This window comes from Acuticoccus kandeliae, assembly GCF_003073115.1.
Genome location: NZ_QBBV01000001.1, coordinates 961,145 through 986,678, shown reverse-complemented (window position 1 = coordinate 986,678; position 25,534 = coordinate 961,145). Strand labels below are relative to the sequence as shown.

At 68.5% G+C, this 25,534-nt stretch carries 24 protein-coding genes, 1 tRNA gene and 1 pseudogene; 11 read left to right on the top strand and 15 right to left on the bottom strand.

What is annotated here, in order from left to right:
* Positions 1-111 precede the first annotated feature (111 nt).
* The 9 genes from DBV35_RS04520 to paaN all read right to left on the bottom strand — a co-directional run bounded on the left by DBV35_RS04520 (position 112) and on the right by paaN (position 9,501).
* Positions 112-1,446 (bottom strand): KpsE/RkpR family capsule polysaccharide export protein, encoded by a 1,335-nt coding sequence (locus DBV35_RS04520; RefSeq protein ID WP_170134872.1) that lies wholly within the window; start codon positions 1,444-1,446, stop codon positions 112-114.
* A 6-nt stretch (positions 1,447-1,452) separates the two neighbouring features.
* Positions 1,453-2,310, bottom strand: a complete 858-nt coding sequence (locus tag DBV35_RS04515) for an ATP-binding cassette domain-containing protein (RefSeq protein ID WP_108659024.1) — start codon at positions 2,308-2,310, stop codon at positions 1,453-1,455.
* A gap of 90 nt (positions 2,311-2,400) precedes the next feature.
* Entirely contained in the window at positions 2,401-3,102 is a 702-nt protein-coding gene (locus tag DBV35_RS04510; RefSeq protein ID WP_108659023.1) for an ABC transporter ATP-binding protein, read from the bottom strand.
* On the bottom strand, positions 3,102-3,863 hold the full coding sequence (locus DBV35_RS04505) for an ABC transporter ATP-binding protein (protein ID WP_108659022.1): 762 nt from the start codon (positions 3,861-3,863) through the stop codon (positions 3,102-3,104). Before DBV35_RS04505 ends, DBV35_RS04510 begins: the two co-directional genes overlap by 1 nt.
* Complete coding sequence (locus DBV35_RS04500; protein WP_108659021.1) at positions 3,860-4,801, bottom strand: branched-chain amino acid ABC transporter permease; 942 nt, start codon at positions 4,799-4,801, stop codon at positions 3,860-3,862. The genes DBV35_RS04505 and DBV35_RS04500 overlap by 4 nt, the downstream gene beginning before the upstream one ends.
* A gap of 2 nt (positions 4,802-4,803) precedes the next feature.
* Positions 4,804-5,676, bottom strand: a complete 873-nt coding sequence (locus DBV35_RS04495; RefSeq protein WP_108659020.1) for a branched-chain amino acid ABC transporter permease — start codon at positions 5,674-5,676, stop codon at positions 4,804-4,806.
* Complete coding sequence (locus tag DBV35_RS04490; protein WP_108659019.1) at positions 5,676-6,602, bottom strand: ketopantoate reductase family protein; 927 nt, start codon at positions 6,600-6,602, stop codon at positions 5,676-5,678. Before DBV35_RS04490 ends, DBV35_RS04495 begins: the two co-directional genes overlap by 1 nt.
* Positions 6,603-6,629: 27 nt before the next feature.
* Positions 6,630-7,772, bottom strand: a complete 1,143-nt coding sequence (locus DBV35_RS04485) for an ABC transporter substrate-binding protein (protein ID WP_108659018.1) — start codon at positions 7,770-7,772, stop codon at positions 6,630-6,632.
* Positions 7,773-7,839: 67 nt separating this feature from the next.
* A complete protein-coding gene (gene paaN, locus DBV35_RS04480; RefSeq protein ID WP_108659017.1) occupies positions 7,840-9,501 on the bottom strand; it encodes a phenylacetic acid degradation protein PaaN in 1,662 nt (553 codons plus the stop codon).
* A gap of 220 nt (positions 9,502-9,721) precedes the next feature.
* On the opposite strand from paaN, the gene paaG reads away from it, so the two are divergent.
* Genes paaG through paaK form a run of 3 tightly spaced genes read left to right on the top strand, consistent with a single transcriptional unit; the run spans position 9,722 to position 12,271 of the window.
* Positions 9,722-10,510: a 2-(1,2-epoxy-1,2-dihydrophenyl)acetyl-CoA isomerase PaaG gene (paaG, locus tag DBV35_RS04475; protein WP_108659016.1), complete on the top strand. Its 789-nt coding sequence runs from the start codon at positions 9,722-9,724 to the stop codon at positions 10,508-10,510.
* A 4-nt stretch (positions 10,511-10,514) separates the two neighbouring features.
* On the top strand, positions 10,515-10,955 hold the full coding sequence (gene paaI / locus DBV35_RS04470) for a hydroxyphenylacetyl-CoA thioesterase PaaI (protein ID WP_205648464.1): 441 nt from the start codon (positions 10,515-10,517) through the stop codon (positions 10,953-10,955).
* A gap of 5 nt (positions 10,956-10,960) precedes the next feature.
* Positions 10,961-12,271, top strand: a complete 1,311-nt coding sequence (gene paaK, locus DBV35_RS04465) for a phenylacetate--CoA ligase PaaK (RefSeq protein ID WP_108659015.1) — start codon at positions 10,961-10,963, stop codon at positions 12,269-12,271.
* A 426-nt stretch (positions 12,272-12,697) separates the two neighbouring features.
* On the opposite strand, the gene DBV35_RS04460 is transcribed toward paaK, so the two are convergent.
* The 3 genes from DBV35_RS04460 to DBV35_RS04450 all read right to left on the bottom strand — a co-directional run bounded on the left by DBV35_RS04460 (position 12,698) and on the right by DBV35_RS04450 (position 14,403).
* Positions 12,698-13,054: a hypothetical protein gene (locus tag DBV35_RS04460; protein WP_108659014.1), complete on the bottom strand. Its 357-nt coding sequence runs from the start codon at positions 13,052-13,054 to the stop codon at positions 12,698-12,700.
* A gap of 312 nt (positions 13,055-13,366) precedes the next feature.
* Positions 13,367-13,723 carry a hypothetical protein gene (locus DBV35_RS04455; RefSeq protein ID WP_108659013.1) on the bottom strand — a complete coding sequence of 119 codons (357 nt, stop codon included), beginning with the start codon at positions 13,721-13,723 and terminating at the stop codon, positions 13,367-13,369.
* 320 nt (positions 13,724-14,043) lie between these two features.
* The gene (locus DBV35_RS04450) at positions 14,044-14,403 is read right to left on the bottom strand and encodes a hypothetical protein (protein WP_108659012.1); all 360 of its coding nucleotides are present in this window, start codon (positions 14,401-14,403) and stop codon (positions 14,044-14,046) included.
* A 289-nt stretch (positions 14,404-14,692) separates the two neighbouring features.
* Here DBV35_RS04450 and DBV35_RS04445 point away from each other — a divergent pair, with 289 nt between their 5' ends.
* From DBV35_RS04445 to DBV35_RS04430, 4 genes are all read left to right on the top strand, one after another.
* Complete coding sequence (locus tag DBV35_RS04445) at positions 14,693-15,367, top strand: HAD-IA family hydrolase (RefSeq protein WP_108659011.1); 675 nt, start codon at positions 14,693-14,695, stop codon at positions 15,365-15,367.
* A complete protein-coding gene (locus tag DBV35_RS04440) occupies positions 15,360-16,088 on the top strand; it encodes an ATP12 family protein (protein WP_108659010.1) in 729 nt (242 codons plus the stop codon). The genes DBV35_RS04445 and DBV35_RS04440 overlap by 8 nt, the downstream gene beginning before the upstream one ends.
* Positions 16,089-16,200: 112 nt before the next feature.
* Complete coding sequence (locus DBV35_RS04435) at positions 16,201-17,733, top strand: acyl-CoA carboxylase subunit beta (RefSeq protein ID WP_108659009.1); 1,533 nt, start codon at positions 16,201-16,203, stop codon at positions 17,731-17,733.
* A gap of 189 nt (positions 17,734-17,922) precedes the next feature.
* A complete protein-coding gene (locus tag DBV35_RS04430) occupies positions 17,923-19,563 on the top strand; it encodes a GGDEF domain-containing protein (protein WP_170134871.1) in 1,641 nt (546 codons plus the stop codon).
* Between the two features lie 39 nt (positions 19,564-19,602).
* Here the strand turns inward: DBV35_RS04430 and DBV35_RS04425 are convergent, their stop codons facing one another.
* A complete protein-coding gene (locus tag DBV35_RS04425) occupies positions 19,603-20,319 on the bottom strand; it encodes an LrgB family protein (RefSeq protein WP_108659007.1) in 717 nt (238 codons plus the stop codon).
* Positions 20,316-20,654: a CidA/LrgA family protein gene (locus tag DBV35_RS04420; protein ID WP_108659006.1), complete on the bottom strand. Its 339-nt coding sequence runs from the start codon at positions 20,652-20,654 to the stop codon at positions 20,316-20,318. The genes DBV35_RS04425 and DBV35_RS04420 overlap by 4 nt, the downstream gene beginning before the upstream one ends.
* Before the next feature lie 78 nt (positions 20,655-20,732).
* Here DBV35_RS04420 and DBV35_RS04415 point away from each other — a divergent pair, with 78 nt between their 5' ends.
* A complete protein-coding gene (locus DBV35_RS04415; RefSeq protein ID WP_108659005.1) occupies positions 20,733-22,715 on the top strand; it encodes an acetyl-CoA carboxylase biotin carboxylase subunit in 1,983 nt (660 codons plus the stop codon).
* A complete protein-coding gene (locus DBV35_RS04410) occupies positions 22,712-22,987 on the top strand; it encodes an acylphosphatase (RefSeq protein WP_108659004.1) in 276 nt (91 codons plus the stop codon). The genes DBV35_RS04415 and DBV35_RS04410 overlap by 4 nt, the downstream gene beginning before the upstream one ends.
* Positions 22,988-22,992: 5 nt before the next feature.
* Here the strand turns inward: DBV35_RS04410 and lipB are convergent.
* A pseudogene (gene lipB / locus DBV35_RS04405) lies at positions 22,993-23,679 on the bottom strand (lipoyl(octanoyl) transferase LipB); the annotation flags it as partial.
* A 130-nt stretch (positions 23,680-23,809) separates the two neighbouring features.
* Here lipB and DBV35_RS04400 point away from each other — a divergent pair.
* A tRNA-Leu gene (locus DBV35_RS04400) sits at positions 23,810-23,894 on the top strand.
* Between the two features lie 268 nt (positions 23,895-24,162).
* Complete coding sequence (gene mgtE / locus DBV35_RS04395; RefSeq protein WP_108659002.1) at positions 24,163-25,533, top strand: magnesium transporter; 1,371 nt, start codon at positions 24,163-24,165, stop codon at positions 25,531-25,533.
* Position 25,534: the final 1 nt, after the last annotated feature.

Genomic DNA, 25,534 nt, shown 5'->3' with positions numbered 1-25,534 from the left:
GTATGGATTGCACCGGCCCGCGGCCGGAAACGGCATGGAATTCGGCGACTGCGACATCTCCGCCACGTCGGCGCAGCCGCCGGAGCCCGGCGGCCACGCCTCGGCACGGGATCAGACGACGCGGTCGCGCACCGCCGCGGAGATGAGGGCGATGAGGCCCCAGATCATCAGGAGCGAGCCGAAGAGGATCAGCGTCCAGCGGATCCCTTCCGGGAACTGGGACGATTCAGGCGCGGTGCCGCGGACGAAGACCGCGAGATAGCGCTGTTGCTTCAGCGCCTCGACGCGGGCGGCCTCGAGGGTCGCGAGGGTCGAGATATAGGCCTTTTCGGCAAATTCGCGTTCGGCGAGCAGCTCCTCATAGCGCGATAGGCGCTCGGTGAGGGCGGGCTGCTCGGCCGCGGCGTCGGCGATCGCGACGCGCTCCCGCTCGGCAATGATCTGCCGCCGCAGCGCCTCCAGTTGGTTGCGGACATAGACGACGCGCGGCGCGTTCTCGCTCATCGTGGTGAGCAGCGCGCCGAGCTCCATCTCGCGCTGGGCGACCTCGCCTTCCAGCGTGGAGACGACCGTCTGGCGCGCGGTGGCGGTCGCGGTCGGGTCGATTTCCTGCTCCTCGCCGCGATAGGCGGCGACGCTCTTGCGCGCCTCCGAGTAGCGGGATTCGGCGATGCGGACCTCACGCTCGGCGGTCTTCACGCTGTCGGTACGGGCGCGCTGGGAGAGGTCGTTGACGAGGATTTCCGCCTTCTCGATGACCTTCGCCGTGATCGTCTCCGCATCCGACGGGCGGAAGGCGCGCACGGTCAGCGAGATGATGCCGGTGTCGATGTCGAAGTCGACCGCGCTCATCATCTGCCAATATTCGACGATGTCCTCGATGCTCATGTTCGGATCGAGGCGATAATAGGCATCGGCTGCGGGCCGGCTGTAAATCTCCAGGAAATTCGCCTCGGCGATCAGCGCCTCGACCATTTCGCGGGACTGGACGAACTCCTGCAGGATGTAGCTGTCGGACGATTCAGGATCGACCGAGCCCATGCCCATGGAAAAGAGGCCGCCAAGGTCCATCCCGGCGGATGAGGACGAGTTCCCGCGCACGGCGAAGGAGCTCGACGTGGCGAACTGGTCGCTCGCGACGAAGGCGTAGAAGAGGCCGGCGAGGATCGTCGGCAGGAGGACGAAGAGGAAGAAGGTCAGCGACAGGAAGCGGCTGAAGCGGGAGGATTTCTTCTCCATCTGCGCGCGGGGCGGCAGGACGAACGCATCGGCGCTGATGAGCGCCGGCTGGCGCCGGGACTCGGTGACCTGCTGGACTTCGTCCACGACGCTGACGGCGTTGGTGCTGCGCTCCGCGAGCGCGCGCTGGCGGCGCTCCATGCGGGCACGACGAGCCGCGGCTCGACGATCATCAGGATCGGCGGGGACGAGATTCTTTTCAGTCATCGCGCGCTAGTAAACCTCTTCGCGAACCTCGTCATCCTCGGCATCATCATCGGCTTGCTGCTGCCGTCCGGCGTCGGCCCCAACCGGGACCGGGAGTGAACCAAAGACCGAGGCGGCCAACGCAACATCGTCGAAATGGTACAGATGACCATTGTACAACAAATACGCCAAGTCTGCGTTAGGCGGTATCTGCTTAGCAGACGAAACGGAAATGATATAATCGTAACTTAATATCAGCTCTTCAAACTTCGCACCTTGATCGCCCTTCAAGCCAAATCCGGATGCCCGGAAGGGCGAATCGATTAACAGACAATCGAAATTGGCTGCGAGCGCAACGATGATACCCATGCGCCGACGCATGATCGTCGGCAAAGACTTCACCGAGTCTTCCATGGCGCGGTGACTGAGGCCGCAGAAGGACTGGATCGAGTGGATCAGCCCCGCCGGGTCGACGCCCAGGATGCGCGCGAAGAAAATCGCGTTCTGCCGCACCGATAGACGCGGTTCCATGAACGTCATCAGATGAATGGGCCATGAAAGGCGCGAGTTCACGTGCACCTCGCCCCGCGTCGGCGGCGCCTGCTGCAGGAGGAGGGTGAACAGCGTCGACTTGCCCGAGCCTTTGTGGCCGAGCACCACGATCTTGCGCCCCTTCGGGAAGGTGGCCGACAGGTCGTGGAAGATGGGGATCCGGCGCTTCTTGGTGCGGATCTCGAATGTCAGATTTTCAAAGGCGGCGTGGCAGTCCTTGAGGGGAATCGTCTTCTGCCGCGCGCGCAGCTCGGCCTCGTCGATGACGTGACTGGAGTCCGCGGCGCGCGCGCGCATGACATCTTCGAACGAGACGATCTGCGCACCACTCATCGCCGTTCCCGTACCCAATCAAACTTCCCGCCGCCGGCGAGACCCGACGGCAGGCGCTACACCACGCTGCCACGCTTGCCTAGCCCGGTGCTAGCCGCCGAGATAGGCGCGCTGGATCGCCGGGTCGGCCAGGAGATCCTCCGATCGGCCCTCCGCGACCAGGCGGCCCGTCTCGAGCACATAGCCCCGGTCCGCCAGCGACAACGCGGCTGCAACATTCTGCTCCACGATCAGAACGGTCAACCCTGAGCTGCGATGCCGCTCGGCAAGCGCCCGGAATATATCCTTGATGACGATCGGTGCCAAACCCATCGACGGCTCGTCGAGAAGGAGGAGGCGCGGACGGGCCATCATGGCCCGCGCAATGGCCAGCATCTGCTGCTGTCCGCCGGAGAGGCCGCCCGCCGTCTGCGCGCGCCGTTCGGCGAGGATCGGAAAGAGCGCCTCCATCGCCGCGCGGTCCGCCGCGACGTCACCTTCGGAGCGGAAGGCGCCGAGGGCGAGATTGTCGGCGACCGAAAGCGGGGCGAAGACCTGCCGCCCCTCCGGCACCAGCGAGAGGCCGCGCCCGACGCGCTTGTGGGCGGGAAGGCGCGTCACGTCCTCCCCGTCGAGGCGGATGCGGCCGCCGCCGGCGGGGTGCACGCCGGCGATCGTCTTCATCAGCGTCGTCTTGCCAGCCCCGTTCGCGCCGACGATCGCGACGATCTCGCCCGGATCGACCTTCAGCGAGACGCCATGGAGCACCTCGATGCGGCCATAGGCGGCGGAGAGGTCTTCGACAGCGAGCATCAGACCTCCGCTCCGAGATAGGCGGCCCGCACCGACGGGTCGCTGCGCACCGCCTCGGGCGGCCCGTCGGCGATGAGGCGGCCCTGATCGAGGACGATGACGCGGTCGGCAAGGCTCATCACCATCGCCATGTCGTGCTCGACGAGGACGATCGAGAGCCCCTCCCCCGCAAGGCGGCGGATGAGGGCGGAGAGCGCCTCCGTCTCGACCGCGTTGCAGCCGGCCGCCGGCTCGTCGAGGAGGAGGATGCGGGGCTTCGCGGCGAGGGCGCGCGCGATCTCGAGCCGCTTCAACTCGCCATAGGAGAGGCTGCCCGCGACGCGCTTCGCGATCCCCTCAAGGCCCACATGGGCAAGTTCGGTCCGCGCCGCCTCGCGCGCCCGCCAATCCTCCCGGAACGCCGATGGCAGCGGCAGGAGATGGCGCAGCACGTTGTGGCTTTCGCCGAGATGATTGCCGACCATCACATTCTCCAGCGCCGTCATCTGGAAGAAGATCTGGAGGTTCTGGAACGTGCGCGAGAGGCCGAGCTCGGCGAGGCGGAAGGGCGGCTCCCCGGTCACGTCCTCGCCGAAGAGGCGGACCGTGCCGCGCGCCGGGCGATAGATGCCGGAGATCATGTTGAAGAGCGTCGTCTTGCCCGCCCCGTTCGGACCGATGATGGCGGTGACGCCCGCGTCCGGCGCGCTGAAGGACACGCCGTCCACGGCGCGCACGCCGCCGAAATCGATGCCGAGCTCGTCGACCGAAAGGCTCGTCATCGCGCCTTCCTCCCGAACCCGCGCGCGAGCGCGGCAAGGCTCGGCACGATGCCGGCCCGCAGCGCGATCATCACCACCATCATGATGAGGCCGAGCGCCATGTGCTCATATTCGGCGAAGGCGGTGAGAAGCTGGGGGAGCGCCGTCAGGATCGTCGCGCCGACGACTGCGCCGAGCACGGAGCCCATCCCGCCGAGAACGACCATGGTGATGAGCTCGATCGAGGTGAGGAAGCCCGCCATGTCGGGCGTGACGAAGCCGTCATAGAGGGCAAGGAGCCCGCCCGCGATCGCGGCATAGACCGCGGAGATCACGAAGGCGGTGTTCTTGTATTTCGCGACGTCGATGCCGGCGACCATCGCGGCGACCTCGGAATCGTGGACCGCCCGCAGCGCGCGGCCCGTCGGGCTCGCCTTCAGCGATTTGGCGACGATCGCGCCGAGGAGGAGGATGATTGCGGCGATCCAGTACCAGGTGTCGCTGCCGCGCACGCGCATGCCGAAGATCTCGAGCCGCGCGACGCGCATCCCGTCCGGCCCGCCCGTCAGCCACGCCTCGTTGTTGATCACCATCGCGATGAGGATGCCGAAGCCGAGCGTCGCGACCGCGAGCGCGTGACCGCGCAGGCGCAGGACCGGCCGCCCGATCGCCATCGCGAGGATCCCGGCGATGAGGACCCCGGCGAGGAGCGCGAGGAGCGGGTGGAGGCCGAGGCTCGCGGGGCCGACCGCCACCGCGTAGGCGCCGATGCCGAGAAAGCCCGCGTGGCCGAGGCTCACCTGGCCCGCGTCGCCGACGAGAATGTTGAGCCCGATCGCCGCGAAGGCGGAGATGAAGACGAGCGTCGCGACGCGCAGGACGAAGTTCGAGTCGGCGAGAAACCAGACCGCGATGATCGCGAGCGCCAGGATGAGGGGCGTGGCGAAGCGCTGCGCCATCGTCAGACGCGCTCGACCGCGCGGCGCCCGAAGAGGCCGGCCGGCATGAAGAAGAGGACGGCGAGGATCACGATGAAGGCGAAGGCGTCCTTGTAGTCGGAGGAGATGAGGCCCGCCCCGAACGCCTCGATGAGGCCAACGAGGAGCCCGCCGACCACCGCGCCCACCGGATTGCCCATCCCGCCGAGCATCGCCGCGGCGAAGCCCTTCAGGGCGAGGAGCGTGCCGATATCGTAGCTTGTCAGCGTGATCGGGGTGATGAGAACGCCGGCGAACGCGCCGATCGCGGCCGAGACGCCGAAGGAGAGGCCGACGACGAGCGCGGTGTCGATGCCGACGAGGCGTGCGGCGAGGCGGTTCGCGGCGGTGGCGAGCACGGCCTTGCCGAGGAGCGTGCGCTCCAGAAAGAGCCACAGGAGCACCACCACCGTGACGCCGCCGCCGAGCACCCAGAAGGTCTGCGGCAGGACGGCCGCGCCGCCGATGCGCAGCGGCGTGTCGCCGGAGATCGGCGGCAGCGAGTGGAACTGCTTGTCGAACACGATCTGGGCGAGGCCGCGCAGGAAGATCGAGGCGCCGATGGTGATGATGATGAGCGTCACCGGCGTCGCGCCGCGCGCGGGCTCGATGGCGAGCGCCCAGAGGAGCAGGCCGACGAGGACCGCGATCGCGATCGCCGCGACGGCCGCCAGCGGCAGCGGCACGCCGAGGGCGGCGAGGAAGACGGTCGTCATCCCGCCGAGCATCACGAACTCGCCCTGCGCGAAATTGATCACGCCCGAGGCGTTGTAGATCAGCGTGAAGCCGAGCGCGACGAGCGCGTAGACCGCGCCCACCGTGAGGCCGGAGAAGGCAAACTGCAGGAGCTCGGCCATCAGGGAATGCTCGGAGGGCCGTCCCGCCAGGGGCTGAGCGCGGCATAGGCGGCGCGATGGACCGGCGTCGGGATGCCCGCCGCGGCGCCGAGCTCGACGACCTTGCCGGAGAGGAAGGGGAGTTCGAGCCGCTTGCCCCGCGTCAGGTCGTCGAGCATCGAGGAGCGCATCCGCGGGCTCGCGTTCGAGACCATGTTGAGGTTCGCCTCGATGAGGTCTTGCGAGACGGTCGGCTCATGCACCTTCGCGACCGCGAGCGACTCGGAGATCGCGTCGGTGAAGAGCTCGCGCGAGAGCGGGTCGGCGAGGATCGGGCCGATCGGCAGGCGCGTCAGCGAGGTGATCGCGGAGAAGGCCGACAGGAAGACGAACTTCTCCCAGACGCGCCGGGAGATGTCGTCGACGAGCTCGTAGCTCGCCCCCGCCTTCTCCATCGCCTTGGCGAAGGCATCGAGGGGCGCCCGGTCGGTGTCCTCGTAAGGGCCGAAGACGAGGCGGGCGAAGGCGGCCGAATGGCGGATGACGCCCGGCTCGCGCACGTCGGCGGCGATATAGGCGGTGCCGCCCGCGGTCCGCCGCGCGCCGAAGGCCGCCGTCAGCGCCTCGCGCGCGCTGACGCCGTTCTGGAAGGAGGCGACGACGGTGTGCTCGCCGACGGCGGGCCGGATCGCCTCGATCCCGATGTCGGTATCGTAGAGCTTCACCAGGAAGAGGATGAGGTCGGCGGTGCCGGCCTCGGCCGGGTCGTCGGTCGCCTTGACCGGAACCGTGAGGTCACCGTTCGGGCTCTCGATACGGAGCCCGTTGGTGCGCATCGCGTCGAGGTGGGCGCCGCGGGCGATGAAGGTCACATCCTCGCCCGAGGCCGCGAGGCGCGCGCCGAAATAGCCGCCGACCGCTCCCGCGCCCATGATCATGATCTTCATCGAGACCCCCTCCCGGTGCCGGTTCCGTTATTCGACGAGCGTCCAGTCGCCGTTACGGATTTCCAGCATACGGAACGCGCTGAGGTCGAGACCCATGTGGTCTTCCGCGCTCATGTTCACGACGCCGGCCGTGCCCATGAAGTCCTTCGTCTGCTCGAGCGCGTCGCGGATCGCCACGGGCTCGGCGGAGTTTGCCCGCTTGATCGCGTCGACCACCAGCATCAGCCCATCATAGGCATGGCCGCCGAAGGTGGAGACCGGCTCGCCCGTCGATTCCTCGTAGGTCGATTTGTAGTTCACCACGACCTCCTTCTGCGGGTCGTCGTCCGGCAGGCGCTCGGCGACGAGGAGGGCGGAGGCCGGCAGGCGCACGCCCTCGGCCGCATCCCCCGCGAGCTCGATGAACGACTTCGAGGCGACGCCGTGGCTCTGATAGAAGGGCACCTCGATGCCGAGCTGCTTGACGTTGCGCGTCACGATCGCCGGCCCCTGGCCGAAGCCCGGATTGACGATCGCCTCGAGGCCCGCCGTGTTCTTGATGTTGGTGAGCTGGGGCGTCATGTCGGAATCCTTCGGCCCGTAGCTCTCGTCGGCCACGATCTCGATCCCGTAATTGCCAGCGACGGCGAGGCACTGCTCGCGCATCGACTTGCCGAAGCCGCCGGTGCCCGAGATCATGCCGACCTTCGACATGCCGCGCTTCTGGATGTCCTCGAAGATCTTCTCGCACGCCATCTTGTCGGTGTGCGGGGTCTTGAAGAGGAAGGGCTGCACCGGGTCGATGATCACCACCGCGCCGGCGAGCGAGATGAAGGGGATCTCGTACTCGTCGAAGATCGGCGCCATCGCCATGGTGGTGCCGGTGGTCGAGCCGCCGACGAGTGCGACGATCTCGTCATCCTCCACGAGGCGGGTCGCGAAGGTGCGCGCCTGGTTGGCGTCGCCGGCCGAGTCGTAGACGACGAGCTCAAGCGGGCGGCCGAGCACGCCGCCCGCCTCGTTGATCTGGTCGACATAGATTTCGAGCGTCTTCTTCTCGGGGTCGCCGAGGAAGGAGGCGGGGCCGGAGACGGACAGGACCGCGCCGATCTTGATCGGATCGCCCGACTGCGCCGCCGCAGGGAGCGCGAAGCCGATCGCGGCCAAGGCCGTGAGCACGAGGTGTTTCATCGATTTCCTCCCGAAAAAAGGGGGGCCGTCTTGGCGCGGCTCACCCCACGAATTTGATTATGTCATGTCATGCCGCCACCGGCCGGCGCACGGTCGCGACCGAAAAGCGGTTTGCGACGAAAGCGGCGTCGGCAAGCGTCGCCGTCCCGGACGGGTTCAGCCCGGTGACGTGATAGTCCGAGAAGGCGGCGGACTGGTTGACGAGAAGCTGGCCCGTCAGGTTGACCGAGAGCGGCGCCCCGGCGCGGCCGAACGCGTCGGCCGCCTCGTCGATCAGCGCCTCGTCGGTGGCGTAGAGGGAGGCGGTGATCGCCCCCTTCTCGGCGACCGTGCTCGCGGCGAGGCGGATCGCCTCGTGCGCGTCCTTCACCGTGACGACGAAGGCGATGGGGCCGAAGCACTCCTCGCGCCACACCTCGTCCGCGGCGTCGACCGCGATCACGGCGGGCGTCGCGGTGCGCGCGACCGTCTCCCCCTCGACGGGCGTGCTCGCCCGAACGAGGCGCCCGTGCTTGGCCGCCTCCGCGACGCGCGTCAGCGTCGCCGGGTTCTGCACGGCGCCGAGGATCGCCATCGCGCGGTCGTGGTCGCCGAGGATCTTGTCGAGCGCCTTCGCGATGCCGGCGGCGACATCGTCGGGGCTCTTGCGGCCGTCATCGGTTTCGATGCCCTCGGCGGGCACGAAGATCGACTGCGGCGCGGTGCACATCTGGCCCGAATAGAGCGAGAGGCTCATGGCGACATTGCCGGTGAGGCCTCGGAAGGAATCCGTGCCGGTAACGACGACCGGATTGACGCCGGCCTCTTCGGTGAAGACCGGGCGGCCGCGCGCGTGGCTGCGCACCACCGCGCCGAAGGCCGCCGATCCCGTGAAGTCGATGAGGTCGATCCCCTCGCTCGTCAGATAGTCCATCGTGACGGGATGGTCCGGCTCGTCCGCGGCGAGGACGACGACGTTCGGGTCGTGCCCCGCCTCCGAGAGGACCTGGCGCAGGATCTTGACGGTGATCGCGAGCGGCAGGATCGCCATCGGGTGCGGCTTCACGATGGTCGCGTTGCCGGTGGCAAGGTTCGCGAACAGCGCCGAATAGGAGTTCCAGGTCGGGAAGGTCGCGCAGCCGATCACGAGGCCGACGCCGCGCGGCATGATGCGGAAGGTCTTGTCGACGACGATCGGCGGGTTCTTGCCCTGCGGCTTCTCCCAACGCACGGCGACGCCGGGGATCGCCGCCATCGCGTCATAGGCGTAGGCGACGGCCTCGAGGCCGCGATCCTGCGCGTGCGGGCCGCCGGCCTGGAAGGCCATCATGAAGGACTGGCCGGTCGTGTTCATGACGGCGTTGGCCATCAGGAAGCTCTCGCCATTGAGGCGGGCGAGCGTCTCGAGGCACACCCCGACGCGCTCCTCGACCGGGACACGCGCCCAGGCATGGCCCGCCGTCTTCGCCGCCTCGATGAGGCGCGTCGGCGAGGCGGTCGGATAGGTGATGCCGAGATCGAAGCCGTAGGGGCTCGCCTCCTTGCCGACGGGCGCGCCGTCGACCGGCTGGTCGAGCTCGAAGGGCCGGTTCAGCAGCGCCTGGAAGCCCTTCTCGCCGTCGTCCTTGGCGGTCTCGCCATAGACGCGGCCCGACGGAACCTCAGGATAGGCGGACCAGTAGCCGCGCGCACGGATCTCCGTCACGGCGCGATCCAGGATCTCGCGATGCTTGTCGAACAGCGCGCTCACGTCCCCTCCCGGCCGTTTCGGCCGCTTGTCATTTCGCTCCGCTAGAAGCGATGCTTGGTCGCCGGACGCGGGCGGAGCCGACCGCGTTGACAACGCGTTTGTGGCCTCAATAAGTTACGGAAAACGATACGCGTCAAGGGTATCTGTCACATATCGGGCAGGCGAGCGGGCGTGAAATAGCGGCAACCGGCACAGAATCCGGGGCCTTTTGGGGAGGCAAATGGACACTGTTCTGACCGAGCGTCGTGGCGCGGTCCTTCTCGTCACGCTCAACCGGCCCGACAAGCTGAATTCCTTCAACGAGGACATGCACCACGCGCTCGCCGAGGCGATCGGCCTTGCCGAATCCGACACCTCCGTGCGCGCGATGATCCTCACCGGCGCCGGGCGCGCCTTCAGCGCCGGCCAGGATCTCTCGGCCCGGCACAATCCCGGCGGCGCCTTCGAGCTCGACCTCGGCGACACGCTGAACCGCTTCTACAATCCGCTGGTGCGGCGCCTGCGGGCGTTGCCCGTGCCGGTGGTGGTCGCGATCAACGGCGTTGCGGCAGGCGCGGGGCTCAACGTCGCCCTCGCATGCGACATCGTGATCGCGGGCCGTTCGGCCATCTTCCTCGAACCCTTCGCCAATCTCGGCCTCGTGCCGGACGCGGGCGGCACCTTCACCCTCCCCCGCCTCGTCGGCAGCGCCAAGGCGCGCGCGATGGCAATGCTCGCCGAGAAGGTCGACGCGGACACCGCCGAGCGCTGGGGTCTCCTCTACCGCGTCTATGACGACGACGAACTGATGGGCGAGGCGATGAAGATCGCCGAACGCCTCGCCGCGCTCCCCACCGTCGGCCTCTCCCTCATGAAGCGCGCCTTCGCGCTCGGCGAGAGCGCGACGCTCGACGCCCAGCTCGACCACGAGCGCGACCTCCAGCGCGAGGCCGGCCAGCATCCGGACTATCAGGAGGGCGTCGCCGCCTTCGTCGAGAAGCGCAAGCCGCGCTTCATCGGGCGCGGATAGAGCCATGAGCGACATCGCCCACCGCGCCGCCGAAATCATGTGGGCCGAGGATCGCGCGAGCCAGGGGCTCGGCATCGAAATCGAGTCCGTCGGCGATTCCTACGCCCGCCTCGCCATGAATTTGCGCGAGGACATGACGAACGGGCACGGCATCGCCCATGGCGGCTTCATCTTCGCCCTCGCCGATTCGGCCTTCGCCTTCGCCTGCAACTCCACGGGGCAGCGCGCCGTCGCGAACCAGTGCCACATCACCTACCTGAAACCCGCGAAGCTCGGCGACCGCCTGACCGCCGAGGCGATCGAGCATTATCGCGAGGGCCGGCAGGGGATCACCGACGTCACGGTGACCACCCAAGACGGCACCGTGATCGCCAAGTTCCGCGGCCACTCGCGCACCATTCCAGGCTCCCTCTTCGACGAGCCCTCGAACCCAACCAACGCGTGACCCGTATGCTGGACCTCACCCCCGATCCTTCGACCCTCGACCCCATCGAGATCGCGAGCCGGGACGAGATCGCCGCCCTTCAGGTCGAACGCCTGAAGTGGAGCCTCGCCCACGCCTACGCGAACGTGCCCCACTATCGCGCGCGCTTCGAGGCGGCGGGCGTCCATCCGGACGATCTCACCTCGCTCGACGACCTCGCCAGATTCCCCTTCACCCGTAAGAGCGACCTGCGCGACAACTACCCGTTCGGCCTCTTCGCGGTGCCGCGCGAGAAGGTCGCGCGCATCCACGCCTCATCGGGCACGACGGGGCGGCCGACCGTCGTCGGCTACACCAAGGCCGACATCGCCAACTGGGCGAGCGTGATGGCGCGCTCGATCCGCGCCTCGGGCGGGCGGCCGGGCGACATGGCCCACATCGCCTACGGGTACGGCCTCTTCACCGGCGGGCTCGGCGCGCACTATGGCGCGGAGGCGCTCGGCTGCACGGTCGTCCCCGTCTCGGGCGGGATGACGGACCGGCAGGTCCAGCTCATCCAGGACTTCCGGCCCGACATCATCATGGTGACGCCGTCCTACATGCTCGCGATCCTCGACCATTTTCGCGGCTCCGGCATCGACCCGCGCGAAACCTCGCTGAAGGTCGGCATCTTCGGCGCCGAGCCGTGGACGAACGCGATGCGGCGCGAGATCGAGGCCGCCTTCGACATGCACGCGGTCGACATCTACGGCCTCTCCGAGGTGATGGGCCCCGGCGTCGCGAACGAGTGCGTCGAGACGAAGGACGGGCTCCACATCTGGGAGGATCATTTCTATCCCGAGATCGTGGACCCGGTGACGGGCACGCCCCTTCCCGACGGGGAGCTCGGCGAGCTCGTCTTCACGAGCCTCACCAAGGAGGCGTTCCCGGTCGTGCGCTACCGCACCGGCGACCTCACCCGCCTGATGCCGGGCACCGCGCGCTCCATGCGGCGCATGGAGAAGGTGACCGGGCGCTCGGACGACATGATCATCCTGCGCGGGGTGAACGTGTTCCCGACGCAGATCGAAGAGCAGATCCTGCGCCTCGAGGCCCTCGCCCCGCACTATCTCATCGAGCTGCACCGCGAGGGCCGGCTCGACACGATGACCGTCCATGTCGAGTGCCGCGCCGACCTCTTCGACGCGGGCGCGCGCGAGGCGGCGGCGCACCGGCTCTGCGCGGCGGTGAAGAACACGGTCGGCATCTCGATCGTCACCCGCGTCGTCGACCCCGGCGCGATCGAACGGTCCGTCGGCAAGGCAAAGCGCGTCATCGACCACCGGCCGCGCGATTAGGCTCCGGCCCCAACCAGGACAGGGCCTACGTTGGTCAGAACCGGTCGAGACGCGCTGCGGAAGGCGAGGAAGGACATGCCAGGCATATTCGACGAGGCTTACGCCCGCGGATCGGCCGGTTCTGACCAACCCTTCGGGCGCCACCTCGGCTTACCGTCGCAGCGTTGCGCGGCCTTGAAAACCGGCTGGGTTTCCTGCGGCCACGCGCCTTGCGACAGCAAGCCGAGGCGGCGCGCAGGCTCTGTCCTGATTGGGGCCGGAGCCTAAAGCCTGTCATGTCCTCGCGGAAACGCCAGGCTTTCGTCTCTTGTCTGGCGATCGCGTCGGTCCATCCCGCCATGAGATGACGCGCCAGGCTCGGCGCTCCGACCGAAACGAAGAAAGCCGCCCGGTGGGGCGGCTCGCTTTCTCATCGGTGCGGTCGGCTCAGTAGCAGACCTTCTCCTTGTGCATCACGTAGTGGCCGCGACGCGGGTTCCAGACGCGAACCTTCTCGATGTAGCAGTCGCGCTGGTAGACGCGGCGGTGACCGTGGCCGTGGCCGCGATAGCCGCGGTTGTTGCCGGAGGCGACTGCTGCGCCCAGCGCAAAGGCGCCGAGGCCGATGATGGCGGCGCCCGCTGCGTTGCGGCCGCGATTGCCGACGGTCTCGATACCGGTGGCGTCGGTCTGGATCTCGGCCTTCGCGAGGCCGTTGAAGGGGGCTGCGGAGGCGGCGTTCGGGACGAGGGCGGCCATCGCGATCGTGAGCGCGGTGGTGGCGGCGATGATCTGGTTCTTCATGGTCGTCTCCTGCTCTCTGATGCTTGCTTCGGCTCTCCCGCCGACACACCGAAGATGGCGACGCCCGCAGAACCCGCACGTGACCCCCATCACAACGGACGCGTTCTGAAATTCTCCTGCTTAAACAGCCGCTTGATGTGCTCCACATCACATTTCCCGGCCGCGGCGACACAAGCTTGCTGGATCGAACCCAGTGCCTCGATCCGCTCGTCGGTGTCGCTGCGCCGCGCGAGGCCTCGGCCCAGCAGCCGGCCTGAAATGAAGAAAGCCGCCCGGTGGGGCGGCTCGCTTTCTCATCGGTGCGGGGTCGGCTCAGTAGCAGACCTTCTCCTTGTGCATCACGTAGTGACCACGGCGCGGGTTCCAGACACGAACCTTCTCGATGTAGCAGTCGCGCTGACGAACGCGGCGGTGGCCGTGGCCGCCGTAGTAGCCGCGGTTGTTGTTGCCGGAGGCGACCGCCGCGCCCAGCGCGAAGGCGCCGAGGCCGATGATGGCGGCGCCCGCTGCGTTGCGGCCGCGATTGCCGACGGTTTCGATTCCGGTCGCCTCGGTCTGGATCTCGGCCTTGGCGAGGCCGTTGAAGGGGGCCGCGGAGGCGGCGTTCGGGACGAGGGCGGCCATCGCGATCGTGAGCGCGGTGGTGGCGGCGATGATCTGGTTCTTCATGGTCGTCTCCTGCTCTCTGATGTTTGCTTCGGCTCTCCCGCCGACACACCGAAGATGGCGACGCCCGCAGAACCCGCACGTGACCCCCATCACAGCGGGCACGTTTTGAAATTCTTCCGCTTAAACAGGTGCTTGGTGTGCGCTGCGTGACATTTCCCGGCCACGACCACGGCCACGCCCGCTCCCCGGATCGAACCCAATGCGTCGATTCGCTCGTCGGTGTTGCTGCGCCGCGTGAAGGCCTCGGCCCCGCAGCCGGCCTGAAACGAAGAAAGCCACCCGGTTGGGCGGCTCGCTTTCTCCTCGGTGCGGGGTCCGGCTCAGTAGCAGACCTTCTCCTTGTGCATCACGTAGTGGCCGCGGCGCGGGTTCCAGACACGAACCTTCTCGATGTAGCAGTCGCGCTGGTAGACGCGGCGGTGACCGTGGCCGTGGCCGCGATGGCCGCGGTTGTTGTTGCCGGAGGCGACCGCTGCGCCCAGCGCGAAGGCGCCGAGGCCGATGATGGCGGCGCCCGCCGCGTTGCGGCCGCGATTGCCGACGGGCTCGATGCCGGTCGCATCGGTCTGGATCTCGGCCTTCGCGAGGCCGTTGAAGGGGGCCGCGGAGGCGGCGTTCGGGACGAGGGCGGCCATCGCGATCGTGAGCGCGGTGGTGGCGGCGATGATCTGGTTCTTCATGGTCGTCTCTCCTGCTCTCTGATGTCTGCTTCGGCTCTCCCGCCGACACACCGAAGATGGCGACGCCCTCGGAACCCGCACGTGACCCCGATCACAACGCGCGTCTTTCGGAATTCTCTTGTTCTTTCATTATCTTATACGGCACGGAACGTGACGCCGGTCACAGTTCGCCCCTCACCGGCCCGACCGCCCCGCGTGCCGGGCGCGCGGCTGGGCGCGGTTGACGCGGGCGGCCGGGCGCGCCAGCGTCCGCGCGCGGGCGCACCGGCCCGCCGCGCCGCTGAGACCCATGGAACCACGCCTCGTCCTCTTCGACTGCGACGGCACGCTCGTCGACAGTGCCGCCATCATCGTCGCCGCCATGAAGGCCGCGTTCGTGGCGCACACCCTCGCCCCGCCGAGCGACGCCGAGGTGCGCGCCATCATCGGCCTGTCGCTGCCGCGCGCCGTCGCGACGCTGGCCGCGCGCCATCCCGAGGCCCCCGTCGACGCGCTCGTCACCGCCTACAAGGATTCCTACCGCGACACCGCGACACAGGACGCCGAGCACGAGCCGACCTTCCCCGGCACCCACGAGACGCTGGACCTGCTGCGCGCGGAGCCCGCGACGATCCTTGGCGTCGTCACGGGCAAGTCGCGCCGCGGCCTCAACCGCGTCCTCGCCGCGCACGGCCTCTCCGGCCATTTCAGCGTGACGATGACGGCCGACGACGCCCCCTCGAAGCCCTCGCCCGTGATGGTGCAGCATGCGCTGTCGGCGACGGGGATCGACGCGCCGCGCACCGTTGTCATCGGCGACACGAGCTACGACATGGAAATGGCGCGCGCCGCCGGGGCCGCAGCGATCGGCGTCGCCTGGGGCTATCACGCGGAGGCGAGCCTCGAGGAGGCAGGCGCCCAGGCGATCGCGCGCGCCATGTCCGACCTTCCGATGCTGATCAAGGCTCTCGTCCCCGATGTCTGACCCTTCCGCCAACCCCGCCCCGCCCGAGCCGCTGAAGCGCTTCTATCGCGAGGCGCGCGCCGAGCTGACGGCCGACGGCAGCGCCCGGATCCTCCTCGACGGGCGCGCCGTGCGCACCCCGGCCCGCGCCCACCTCGCCGCGCATCCGGCCATCGCCGAGGCGATCGCGGCGGAGTGGAACGCGCAGGGCGACACCATCCAGCCGATGTCGATGCCGCTGACGCGCCTCCTCAACACCGCGATCGACGGCGTCTCGCAGGCGGCCGGGCCCGTGAAGGAGGACATCGTCGCCGTCGCCGGCAACGACCTCGTCTACTACCGCGCCGATTCGCCGGCGGGCCTCGTCGCGAACCAGCGCACCCATTGGGATCCGGTCGTGGCGGGGGCGGAGCGGCGCTTCGGCGTGCGCATCATCCTCGCCGAGGGGATCATGCCGGTGAACCAGGATCAGCGCCTCACCGACGCCGTGCGCGCGTCCCTCCCCGACGCGCCCGCCCCCCTCGCCGCCCTCCACCAGCTCACCACGCTGACGGGCTCGGCCCTCCTCGCCCTCGCGATCGCGGCCGGAGAGCTCGCCTTCGACGACGCCTGGACGGCCGCCCACGTCGACGAGGACTGGAACATCAGGGAGTGGGGCGAGGACGCGGAGGCCGCCGCCCGGCGCGCCGCGCGCAAGCGGGACGCCGCCGCCGCCGCCTTCGTGCTCACCACCAGGGCCTAGACCGGACGCGACGCCCTGCAAGGAAAAGGGCGCGCACGCCTCGCGGCAGTGTACAGTTCCAGCGGCCTTGCTCTAGAACGCATGGCCAATAGAGAACAGTCGCGAGGCCCCCATGAAGGACGTCCTGATCGAACTCGAGCGCCGCCGTGAAGAAGCGCGCGCCGGCGGCGGTGAACGACGCATCCAGGCGCAGCACGAGCGGGGCAAGCTGACCGCGCGCGAGCGGATCGACGTCCTCCTCGACGAGGGCTCGTTCGAAGAGTTCGACATGTTCGTCGAGCATCGCTGCACCGATTTCGGGATGGAGAAGCAGAAATATCCGGGCGACGGCGTCGTCACCGGGTGGGGCACCATCAACGGGCGCACCGTCTTCGTCTTCGCCAAGGACTTCACGGTCTTCGGCGGCTCGCTCTCCTGGACCCATGCCGAGAAGATCATGAAGGTCCAGGACATGGCGCTGCGCAACCGCGCGCCGATCATCGGCCTCTTCGACGCGGGCGGCGCGCGCATCCAGGAAGGCGTCGCCGCGCTCGGCGGTTATGGCGAGGTCTTCCAGCGCAACGTCCTGTCCTCAGGCGTCATCCCGCAGATCTCCGTCATCATGGGCCCGTGCGCAGGCGGCGACGTCTATTCGCCGGCGATGACCGACTTCATCTTCATGGTGCGCGGGACGAGCTACATGTTCGTGACCGGCCCCGACGTCGTGAAGACGGTGACGAACGAGACCGTCACCTCGGAAGAGCTCGGCGGCGCGGACGTCCACACGACGCGCTCGAGCGTCGCCGACGGCGCGTATGACGACGACATCACCGCCCTCATGGACGTGCGCCGCCTCGTCGACCTCCTGCCCGAATCGAACGTCGCCGCCCCGCCGGTGATCCCGACCGACGATCCCTGGGACCGGGTCGAGCCCTCCCTCGACACGCTGATCCCCGACAGCGCGACCGCGCCCTACGACATGATGGAGCTGCTCGAAAAGGTCGCCGACGATGGCGAGCTCTTCGAGATCCAGGCCGCCTACGCGAAGAACATCATCACCGCCTTCGGCCGCATCGAGGGGAAGACGGTGGGCTTCGTCGCCAACCAGCCCCTCACCCTCGCCGGCGTCCTCGATTCCGACGCCTCCCGCAAGGCGGCCCGGTTCGTGCGCTTCTGCGACGCGTTCGGCATCCCCCTCGTCACCTTCGTCGACGTGCCGGGCTTCCTGCCGGGGACGGCGCAGGAATATGGCGGCCTCATCAAGCACGGCGCGAAACTCCTCTTCGCCTATGCCGAGGCAACCGTCCCGAAAGTGACGCTGATCACACGCAAGGCCTACGGCGGCGCCTACGATGTCATGGCATCGAAGCACCTCAGAGGCGACGTGAACTATGCCTGGCCGACAGCCGAGATCGCCGTCATGGGCCCGAAGGGGGCGGCGGAGATCCTCTATCGCGCGGACCGCGACGACCCGGCGCGCCTCGCCGAGCGCATCTCGGAATATGAACGCCGTTTTGCAAATCCCTTCGTCGCGGCGGAGCGCGGGTTCATCGACGAGGTCATCCTGCCTCATTCGACTCGCCGCAGAATTGCCCGCGCGCTTCGCCTCCTCGAGGGCAAAACGCTGGAGAACCCTTGGCGCAAGCACAATACGATCCCGCTTTAAGGCAATTTGCCATAATTTGAACACCATTCGGGTTTACTTCCGCCATAATTTCGACACAGTAAGATTGAGGACTGAATTGCGCCGCAATTGGCGCAAGAACAATTTCTAGTTGATTTTCCGACCTCGCTTCGTTTGGATGTCTTCCGCGACTGCACGCTGAGGTAGCACATGTTTGGTGACGACGCGTCGTTGGGTTCAAGGGCGGACAGGGGCGAGGTCGGCTTCACCAGACAGCACGCGTCACCGGGCCTCGATCTGTGGATCGTCGAGCCCGCCAGCGAAAACCCCGTCACGCTGGAGCGCCTCTGCGCGTCCCTCTCCTGCCGCGCGGACGATATCGAGCCGACGGCGGTCGACTTCCTCAACGCCACGGTGCGCCAGGGGGAAGAGGGGATGGACAAGGTGGTGGAGGTCGCCTGCAAGGGCGGCGTCCGGCAGGTCCTCCTGCGCACCATGCCCATCCAGGGCGAGACCCCGCGCGTCGCCGTCGCGATGCAGGACGCGACGACCGAGGAGGCGCTGCGGGACGCGCTGCGCCGCACCCACCGCCAGCTTCGCGAACTGCAACAGAACGAGTCCGTGACGCGGGACGAGGCGCTGGCGCTCGCCCTCAACGACACGTTGACCGGCCTTCCCAACCGGCGCGCCTTCGACGCCGAACTCGCGGCCGCCTCGATCAGCGGCGGCTTCGCGCTCTGCCTCCTCGATATGGACCATTTCAAGGACGTGAACGACGCGCTCGGTCACGCGATCGGGGACCGGCTGCTCAAGGCGGTCGGCAACAAGCTCCACCGCGTCACCCGCGAGACCGATTTCGTGAGCCGCCTCGCGGGGGACGAATTCGCCATCATCCTCTACGGGGTGGACACGATCCAGTCCGCGCAGGACGCGACGAACCGCATCCTCAACACCTTCACGACGCGCCTCGATCTCGGCGAGGTCGACCTGCAGGCCCGGCTGACGGCGGGCATCGCGCTCGGCAAGGCGGGCGACGATCCGGGCCGCGTCTACCGCCAGGCCGACATGGCGCTCCACAGCGCGAAGTCGGTGGCGCGCGGCTCGGCGATGGTCCACACCTCCGCCTCGCCGAGCCTTCTCGACCATGACGACCTCGTCATCGTGAAGGCCCTCCTCGGCGACAGCCCGCTCCCGCTGCGGGCCGAACCGATCATCGACGACAAGCTGAAGCTCATCGGGCACGAGATCATCGCGGGCGGGCAGAGCTTCGAGCGGATGCTCGGCACCGCGATGCGCTTCAATCTCGGCGAGGATCTCCTCACCATCATCCTGCGCCAGCTTTGCGAGGCGGCTGCACGGCTGCGCGAATGCGGTACCTTCGTGCGCATCCGGATGCCGCATGGCACGGCCGAGGTGCCGGAGGCCGCGACGCGTGTCCTCGGGGCGATGGCGGCCGCCTCCCTCCCCAGCCACGGCGTGTCGTTCGAGATCCCGCTCGCCGCCTTCGGCCGGTCCAACGTCCGCGCCCTCGCCGACACGATCGGCCACGCCGGCGTGCCTGTCGCGCTCGGCGATTGGGATCCGGGCATCGCCGCCCACCAGCGCGTCCAGTCCGGCGCCTTCTCCACCGTCACGATCGACGCCGAGGCGACGATGACGCTGATCGGCCACATCCGCCTGCGCACCGTCTGGCGCGCCTCCATCGCCGCGCTGCGCGAGGAGGGGATCGCGGTCCACGCCCGCAACGTGTCGAACGCCGCCTTCGCGCCCCACCTCTTCGATATCGGCGTCGCCGCCGTCCAGGGCCCGGTCTTCACCGAGCATTATCGCGACGCCTGCAAGGCGGCCGCCGCCCTCAACCGCGCCGCCTGAGGCCTCCCGCGCGCGCCGGCGCGCCTGACCGGGCGCCGCCTACATCAGCATCAGCAGCAGCGGCACGAGGAGCGCGGTGAAGGCGCCGTTCAGCGCCATGCCGATCCCCGCGAACGCGCCGGCCAGCGGATCGACCTGGAAGGCGCGCGCCGTGCCTATTCCGTGCGCCGCGACGCCCGCCGCGAAGCCGCGCGCGGCCATGTCCTTCATGCCGAGCGCGTTCATGAGCGGCGTCACCGTCATCGCGCCGATGACACCCGTCATGATGACGAGCACGGCCGTCAGCGCCGGTATGCCGCCGAGCGCGCTCGAGATGCCCATGGCGATCGGCGTCGTCACCGATTTCGGCGCGAGCGAGACGAGGACGTCATGCGGCAGGCCGAACGCCCAGCCGATCGCGAGCGCCGAGCCCACCGCCGTCAGCGAGGCCGCAACCAGCGCCGCCGCGATGGGTTTTGCCGCCCGCCGCACCGTGCCCCAATTCTCCGCGAGCGGGATCGCGAGCGAGACCGTCGCCGGGCCGAGCATGAAGTGGACGAACTGCGCGCCCTCGAAATAGACCGCGAAGGGCGTTGCCGTGACGGTGAGGATCGCCATCACGATGAGGGCGGCGAGGACGACGGGGTTGAAGAGCGGATGGCGCTTCATCCCCCGCGCCACCCAGTCCGCCAGCGCATAGGCGGCAACGGTGACGGTGAGCCAGGTGAGCGGGCGCTCGGAGAGGTAGACCCACAGAAGCGAGACCTCGCCGGTCATGCGCGCCCCCGCACCCAGCGGAAGACGAGCGCCGCGGCCGCCATCGACATCATGGTCGAGAGCAGGATCGTGACGACCAAAGGCAGCCCGTAGGCGACGAACACGTCCCGATATTCGATGACGCCGACCGCCGCCGGCACGAAGAGGAGCGACAGATTGCGCAGGATGACGTGCGCGGTGGAGGAGAGCTCCGCGCCCACCCTACCGCGCACCACGAGAAAGGCCGCGAGCGCGCCGCCGCCGAGAACGGGCCCCGGGATCGGCAGGTGGGTGATGTTCACGACAACCTCTCCCATCAGTTGCAGTCCGAGCAGGACGACGAGTGCGTTGATCACGATCGAGCCTCTTTCGGTTGGACTTCGCTATGGCCGCTCCCCTAAAAGCGTAGGCTCAAGACGGCCGAAGGACGGGACATGTTCGAGAAGATCCTGGTAGCAAACCGTGGCGAGATCGCCTGCCGCGTGATGAAGACATGCCGCCGCCTGAAGATTTCCACCGTCGCGGTCTATTCCGACGCCGACCGCCACGCCCCGCACGTCGAAATGGCCGACGAGGCGGTGCGGATCGGCCCCCCGCCCGCGGCCCAATCCTATCTCGATATCGAGGCGATCGTCGCCGCGTGCCGCCAGACGGGCGCGCAGGCGGTCCACCCCGGCTACGGCTTCCTGTCCGAGCGGGCCGCCTTCCCTGAGGCGCTCGAGGCGGCGGGGATCGTCTTCATCGGTCCCAATCCCGGCGCGATCAACGCGATGGGCGACAAGATCGAATCGAAGCGCCGCGCCGAGGCGGCGGGCGTGTCGACCGTGCCCGGCGGCGCCGGCGCGGTGGAGAGCGTCGCCGCGGCGATCGCGATCGCCGAGGAGATCGGCTTCCCGGTGATGATCAAGGCCTCGGCCGGCGGCGGCGGCAAGGGCATGCGCATCGCCCACTCCGCCGCCGAGGTCCGCGAGGGCTTCGACCGCGCCCGCTCCGAGGCGGCCTCCTCCTTCGGTGACGAGCGCGTCTTCGTCGAGAAATTCATCGTCGACCCGCGCCACATCGAGATCCAGGTGCTCGGCGACAAGCACGGCAACGTCATCCACCTCCTGGAGCGCGAGTGCTCGATCCAGCGGCGCAACCAGAAGGTCATCGAGGAGGCGCCCTCCCCGCTTCTCGACGAGGAGACGCGGGCGGCCATGGGCGCCCAGGCCGTCGCCCTCGCGAAGGCGGTGAACTATGATTCGGCCGGCACCGTGGAGTTCGTCGCGAGCCAGAACGCCGACTTCTACTTCCTCGAGATGAACACGCGCCTCCAGGTGGAGCACCCGGTGACCGAGCTCGTCACCGGTCTCGACCTCGTCGAGGAGATGATCCGCGTCGCCGCCGGCGAGACGCTGCGCCACAAGCAGAGCGACATCGTCCCGAACGGCTGGGCGATCGAGAGCCGCCTCTATGCCGAGGATCCGGACCGCAAATTCCTGCCCTCGATCGGCCGCCTGAAGCGCTTCGCGATGCCGGCCGAGCACGGCGGCCACACGACGGTCCGCGTCGACACCGGCGTCACCGAGGGCTCGGAGATCTCCCGCTTCTACGACCCGATGATCGCCAAGGTGATCACCCACGGGCCGAACCGCCACGCCGCGATCGACGAGATGGCGAAGGCGCTCGACCGCGTCTCGATCGAGGGCATCCGCCACAACGCGACCTTCCTCTCGGCGCTGATGACCCATCCGCGCTGGCGCGAGGGGAACCTGTCGACCGGCTTCATCGCCGAGGAATTCTCCGACAGCGCCGTGCGTCCGCTCTCCGACGATGCGCGCATCATCATGGCCGCCGTCGCCCTCGCGCAGGAGGCGCGCGAGGCCGCCCGCCGCACCGGGATCGGCCAGCACCCCTCGCCCCGCCCGCACGCCCTCGCCGCGATCTTCGACGACGGGACGCGCATCGACGGCCATGTCGCCAAGTCGGAAGAGGGCTGGACGATCACCTTCGGCGAGGCCGAGTTCGACGTCGTCCCCGACGAGACCGGCAGCCAGCGCGTCTGGTCGGGCCATGTCGGCGGCACGCCTGTCGTCATGGGCCTTCACCGCAACGCCAAGCACACCGCCCTCACCTGGCGCGGCATGCGCGCCGGGGTGAAGGTGCGCCGCCCGCGCGTCGCCGACCTCACGGCGCTGATGCCGGAGGTGTCCGCGGCCGACGGCGGGAAGAAGGTCCTGTGCCCGATGCCGGGCCTCGTCGTCTCGCTGAGCGTCAAGGCCGGTGATTCGGTGGAGGACGGTCAGCCGCTCGCCGTCATCGAGGCGATGAAGATGGAGAACGTCATCCGCGCCGAACGCTCCGGCAAGGTGAAGGCGGTCCATGTCAGCGAGGGCGCCAGCCTCGCCGTCGACACGGTGATCCTGGAGTTCGAGTGAGCGCGACGCGGTTCCTGATCTCCGGCCGCGTCCAGGGGGTCGGCTATCGCGAATGGTGCCGCCGCGAGGCGGTGGCGCGCGGGCTGAGGGGCACCGTACGCAATCTGGCGGACGGCAGCGTGGAGGCCGTCATCATCGGTGAGTATGCGGCGGTCGACGCGATGCTGGAGGCGTGCCGGAGCGGCCCTCCCGCCGCGCGCGTCGACGCCATCGGCCTCGATCCCGTCGAGATGCCGCACGTCGACGGCTTCGTGATCCTGCCGACCCGCTGAGCGCCTCAGGCGGCGCTGTGGAGCGCCGTCGCGCCGATCGGCGGGGCCACCCGCCGCGTCTTGCCGAAGCGGGCGCGGAAGGCCGTCTCAAGCGCCGCATCCACCTCTTCCATCGTGACGATGCGACCGAGACCGACGAGGCTCGTCACGCCGTGCTGGCGCACCCCGCACGGGACGATGCCGGAGAAATGCTCAAGGTCCGGCTCCACGTTCAGCGAGATGCCGTGGAGCGTGACCCAGCGCCGCACGCGCACGCCGATCGCGGCGATCTTGTCCTCGCCCGATCCGTCCGGCCGGCGGACCCAGACGCCGACGCGCCCCTCGCGCCGCTCGCCGTCCACGCCGAACGCCTTCAGCGTGTCGATGAGCCAGCCTTCGAGGTGGTGGACATAGCAGCGCACGTCGCGCCCGCGGCCCTTGAGGTCCATCATCGCGTACGCGACCCTTTGTCCTGGGCCATGATACGTGTACTGGCCGCCGCGCCCGGTCTTGATCACCGGGAAGCGGTCGGGGGCGACGAGATCCTCCACCTTGGCGCTGGTGCCGGCGGTGTAGCAGGGCGGATGCTCCAGGAGCCAGACGAGCTCCGGCGCGCGGCCTTCGGTCACCGCGGCCACGCGCGCCTCCATTTCGGCCACAGCCTGTTGATAATCCACAAGCTGTTCCGAAATCGCCCAGTCCACCGGATGCATCGCACTGTCCTCTCGCCCGGGAGCGGGCCGATTTTTGCCCGTTCTGTCCCTGCCCTGTGAGAAACCTCATTTAGACGGCCACTTGGGCGCTTGAAAGGTCGGAAAGGGGATGCTAGTTCCCCGGCTCACCGCGGTCGTGGCGGAATTGGTAGACGCGCAGCGTTGAGGTCGCTGTGGGGCAACCCGTGGAAGTTCGAGTCTTCTCGACCGCACCATACACCGGCTGATCCATCGGATCGGTGGCATGGAACCGAAAAGCCCTCGGCGTGCTTGGCACCCGGGGGCTTTTTCGTTTCGCCGGCCCGATATTGATTGTGTGGCCTGTGTGCACCGCATCAACGCGCCGCGCGTGACGGACCCCGCCGACGGGTCGGCTTTCCCATCGAGTGCCTGCGCGAAGCTGACGGGCGTGCTATCCACCTCCCCAACGACGGGACACGCGAAGCGGGCGGTTGCCTTCTTCAGCCAAACCAAGGGTGCGGAATGGCTGATACCAACACGGAAGACGAGGCGACCGTCAGCGACGAGCTGCGCGACGAGGTCTCCTCTCTCGTCGATGCCGGCGATGGCGAGCGCCTCGTCGAGCTCGTCGAGCCGTTGCACGAGAGCGATCTCGCCGAGCTTCTGTCCCGCCTCGAGCCGGAGGAGCGCGTCGAGCTCGTCCGCCTGCTCGGTGAGGATTTCGACTTCACCGCCCTCACCGAGCTCGAAGAGCCGGTCCGCCTCCAGATCCTGTCCGAGCTCGAGCCGAAGGCCGTCGCAGACGGTCTCGCCGACCTCGATTCGGACGACGCGGTCTACATCCTGGAGGACCTCGAGGACGAGCAGTCCGAAGCGATCCTGGCGCAGCTCCCGTTCGCGATGCGCCACCGCCTCAAGCGCTCCCTGGACTTTCCGGAGGAGAGCGCCGGGCGGCGGATGCAGACCGACTTCGTCGCGATGCCGCCCTTCTGGACCGTCGGCCAGGTGATCGACACCCTGCGCGAGGAGGAAGACCTCCCCGACGAGTTCACCGAAATCTACGTCGTCGACGCCGCCTTCCGTCTCCTCGGCACGGTCGCGCTCGACCGGCTCCTGCGCACCCGCCGTCCGGTGAAGATCACCGAGATCATGGACGAGGAGCCGATCACGATCCGGGCCGACGAGGACCAGGAAGAGGCCGCCCACCTCTTCCAGCGCTACGACCTTCTGTCGGCCGCTGTCGTGGACGACGGCGACCGCCTCGTCGGCATCCTCACCATCGACGACATCGTCGACGTCATCGAGGCGGAGGCAGACGAGGACATCCGCGCCCTCGCCGGCGCCGGTGACGCCGAACTGTCCGACACGCCGCTCTACGTCGCCAAGACTCGCATCCCGTGGCTGATGATCAACATGGTCACCGCCTTCCTCGCGTCCGGCGTCATCGCCCTCTTCGACGACACGATCGCGGCGATGGTGGCGCTCGCGATCCTGATGCCGGTCGTGACCGCCCTCGGCGGCAATGCCGGCATTCAGGCGATGACCGTCACGGTGCGCGCGATCTCGCAGCGCCAGATCACCAAGCGCAACGTGCTGCGCGTGATCTTCCGCGAGGTGCTGGTGGCGCTGATGAATGGCGGCGCGGTGGCGATCTCGGTCGGGGTGGTCGCCGCGATCTGGTTCGGCAGCCCGCAGCTCGGCATCGTGATCGCGAGCGCGATCGTCTTCAACATCTTCTGCGCCGGCTTCTTCGGCGCGACGATGCCGATGATCCTCGACCGGATCGGCGTCGACCCCGCCGTCGCCTCGTCCGTGTTCCTGACGACGCTGACGGACGTGATCGGCTTCCTCGCCTTTCTCGGCCTCGCCCAATGGTGGTTCGGCTTTCCCTGAC

What these genes read in the sequence shown, in the direction of transcription:
- DBV35_RS04520 (WP_170134872.1), bottom strand. Translation starts at nt 1,446, where the DNA reads ATGACTGAAAAGAATCTCGTCCCCGCCGATCCTGATGATCGTCGAGCC.
- DBV35_RS04515 (WP_108659024.1), bottom strand. Translation starts at nt 2,310, where the DNA reads ATGAGTGGTGCGCAGATCGTCTCGTTCGAAGATGTCATGCGCGCGCGC.
- DBV35_RS04510 (WP_108659023.1), bottom strand. Translation starts at nt 3,102, where the DNA reads ATGCTCGCTGTCGAAGACCTCTCCGCCGCCTATGGCCGCATCGAGGTG.
- DBV35_RS04505 (WP_108659022.1), bottom strand. Translation starts at nt 3,863, where the DNA reads ATGACGAGCCTTTCGGTCGACGAGCTCGGCATCGATTTCGGCGGCGTG.
- DBV35_RS04500 (WP_108659021.1), bottom strand. Translation starts at nt 4,801, where the DNA reads ATGGCGCAGCGCTTCGCCACGCCCCTCATCCTGGCGCTCGCGATCATC.
- DBV35_RS04495 (WP_108659020.1), bottom strand. Translation starts at nt 5,676, where the DNA reads ATGGCCGAGCTCCTGCAGTTTGCCTTCTCCGGCCTCACGGTGGGCGCG.
- DBV35_RS04490 (WP_108659019.1), bottom strand. Translation starts at nt 6,602, where the DNA reads ATGAAGATCATGATCATGGGCGCGGGAGCGGTCGGCGGCTATTTCGGC.
- DBV35_RS04485 (WP_108659018.1), bottom strand. Translation starts at nt 7,772, where the DNA reads ATGAAACACCTCGTGCTCACGGCCTTGGCCGCGATCGGCTTCGCGCTC.
- paaG (WP_108659016.1), top strand. Translation starts at nt 9,722, where the DNA reads ATGGACACTGTTCTGACCGAGCGTCGTGGCGCGGTCCTTCTCGTCACG.
- paaI (WP_205648464.1), top strand. Translation starts at nt 10,515, where the DNA reads ATGAGCGACATCGCCCACCGCGCCGCCGAAATCATGTGGGCCGAGGAT.
- paaK (WP_108659015.1), top strand. Translation starts at nt 10,961, where the DNA reads ATGCTGGACCTCACCCCCGATCCTTCGACCCTCGACCCCATCGAGATC.
- DBV35_RS04460 (WP_108659014.1), bottom strand. Translation starts at nt 13,054, where the DNA reads ATGAAGAACCAGATCATCGCCGCCACCACCGCGCTCACGATCGCGATG.
- DBV35_RS04455 (WP_108659013.1), bottom strand. Translation starts at nt 13,723, where the DNA reads ATGAAGAACCAGATCATCGCCGCCACCACCGCGCTCACGATCGCGATG.
- DBV35_RS04450 (WP_108659012.1), bottom strand. Translation starts at nt 14,403, where the DNA reads ATGAAGAACCAGATCATCGCCGCCACCACCGCGCTCACGATCGCGATG.
- DBV35_RS04445 (WP_108659011.1), top strand. Translation starts at nt 14,693, where the DNA reads ATGGAACCACGCCTCGTCCTCTTCGACTGCGACGGCACGCTCGTCGAC.
- DBV35_RS04440 (WP_108659010.1), top strand. Translation starts at nt 15,360, where the DNA reads ATGTCTGACCCTTCCGCCAACCCCGCCCCGCCCGAGCCGCTGAAGCGC.
- DBV35_RS04435 (WP_108659009.1), top strand. Translation starts at nt 16,201, where the DNA reads ATGAAGGACGTCCTGATCGAACTCGAGCGCCGCCGTGAAGAAGCGCGC.
- DBV35_RS04425 (WP_108659007.1), bottom strand. Translation starts at nt 20,319, where the DNA reads ATGACCGGCGAGGTCTCGCTTCTGTGGGTCTACCTCTCCGAGCGCCCG.
- DBV35_RS04415 (WP_108659005.1), top strand. Translation starts at nt 20,733, where the DNA reads ATGTTCGAGAAGATCCTGGTAGCAAACCGTGGCGAGATCGCCTGCCGC.
- mgtE (WP_108659002.1), top strand. Translation starts at nt 24,163, where the DNA reads ATGGCTGATACCAACACGGAAGACGAGGCGACCGTCAGCGACGAGCTG.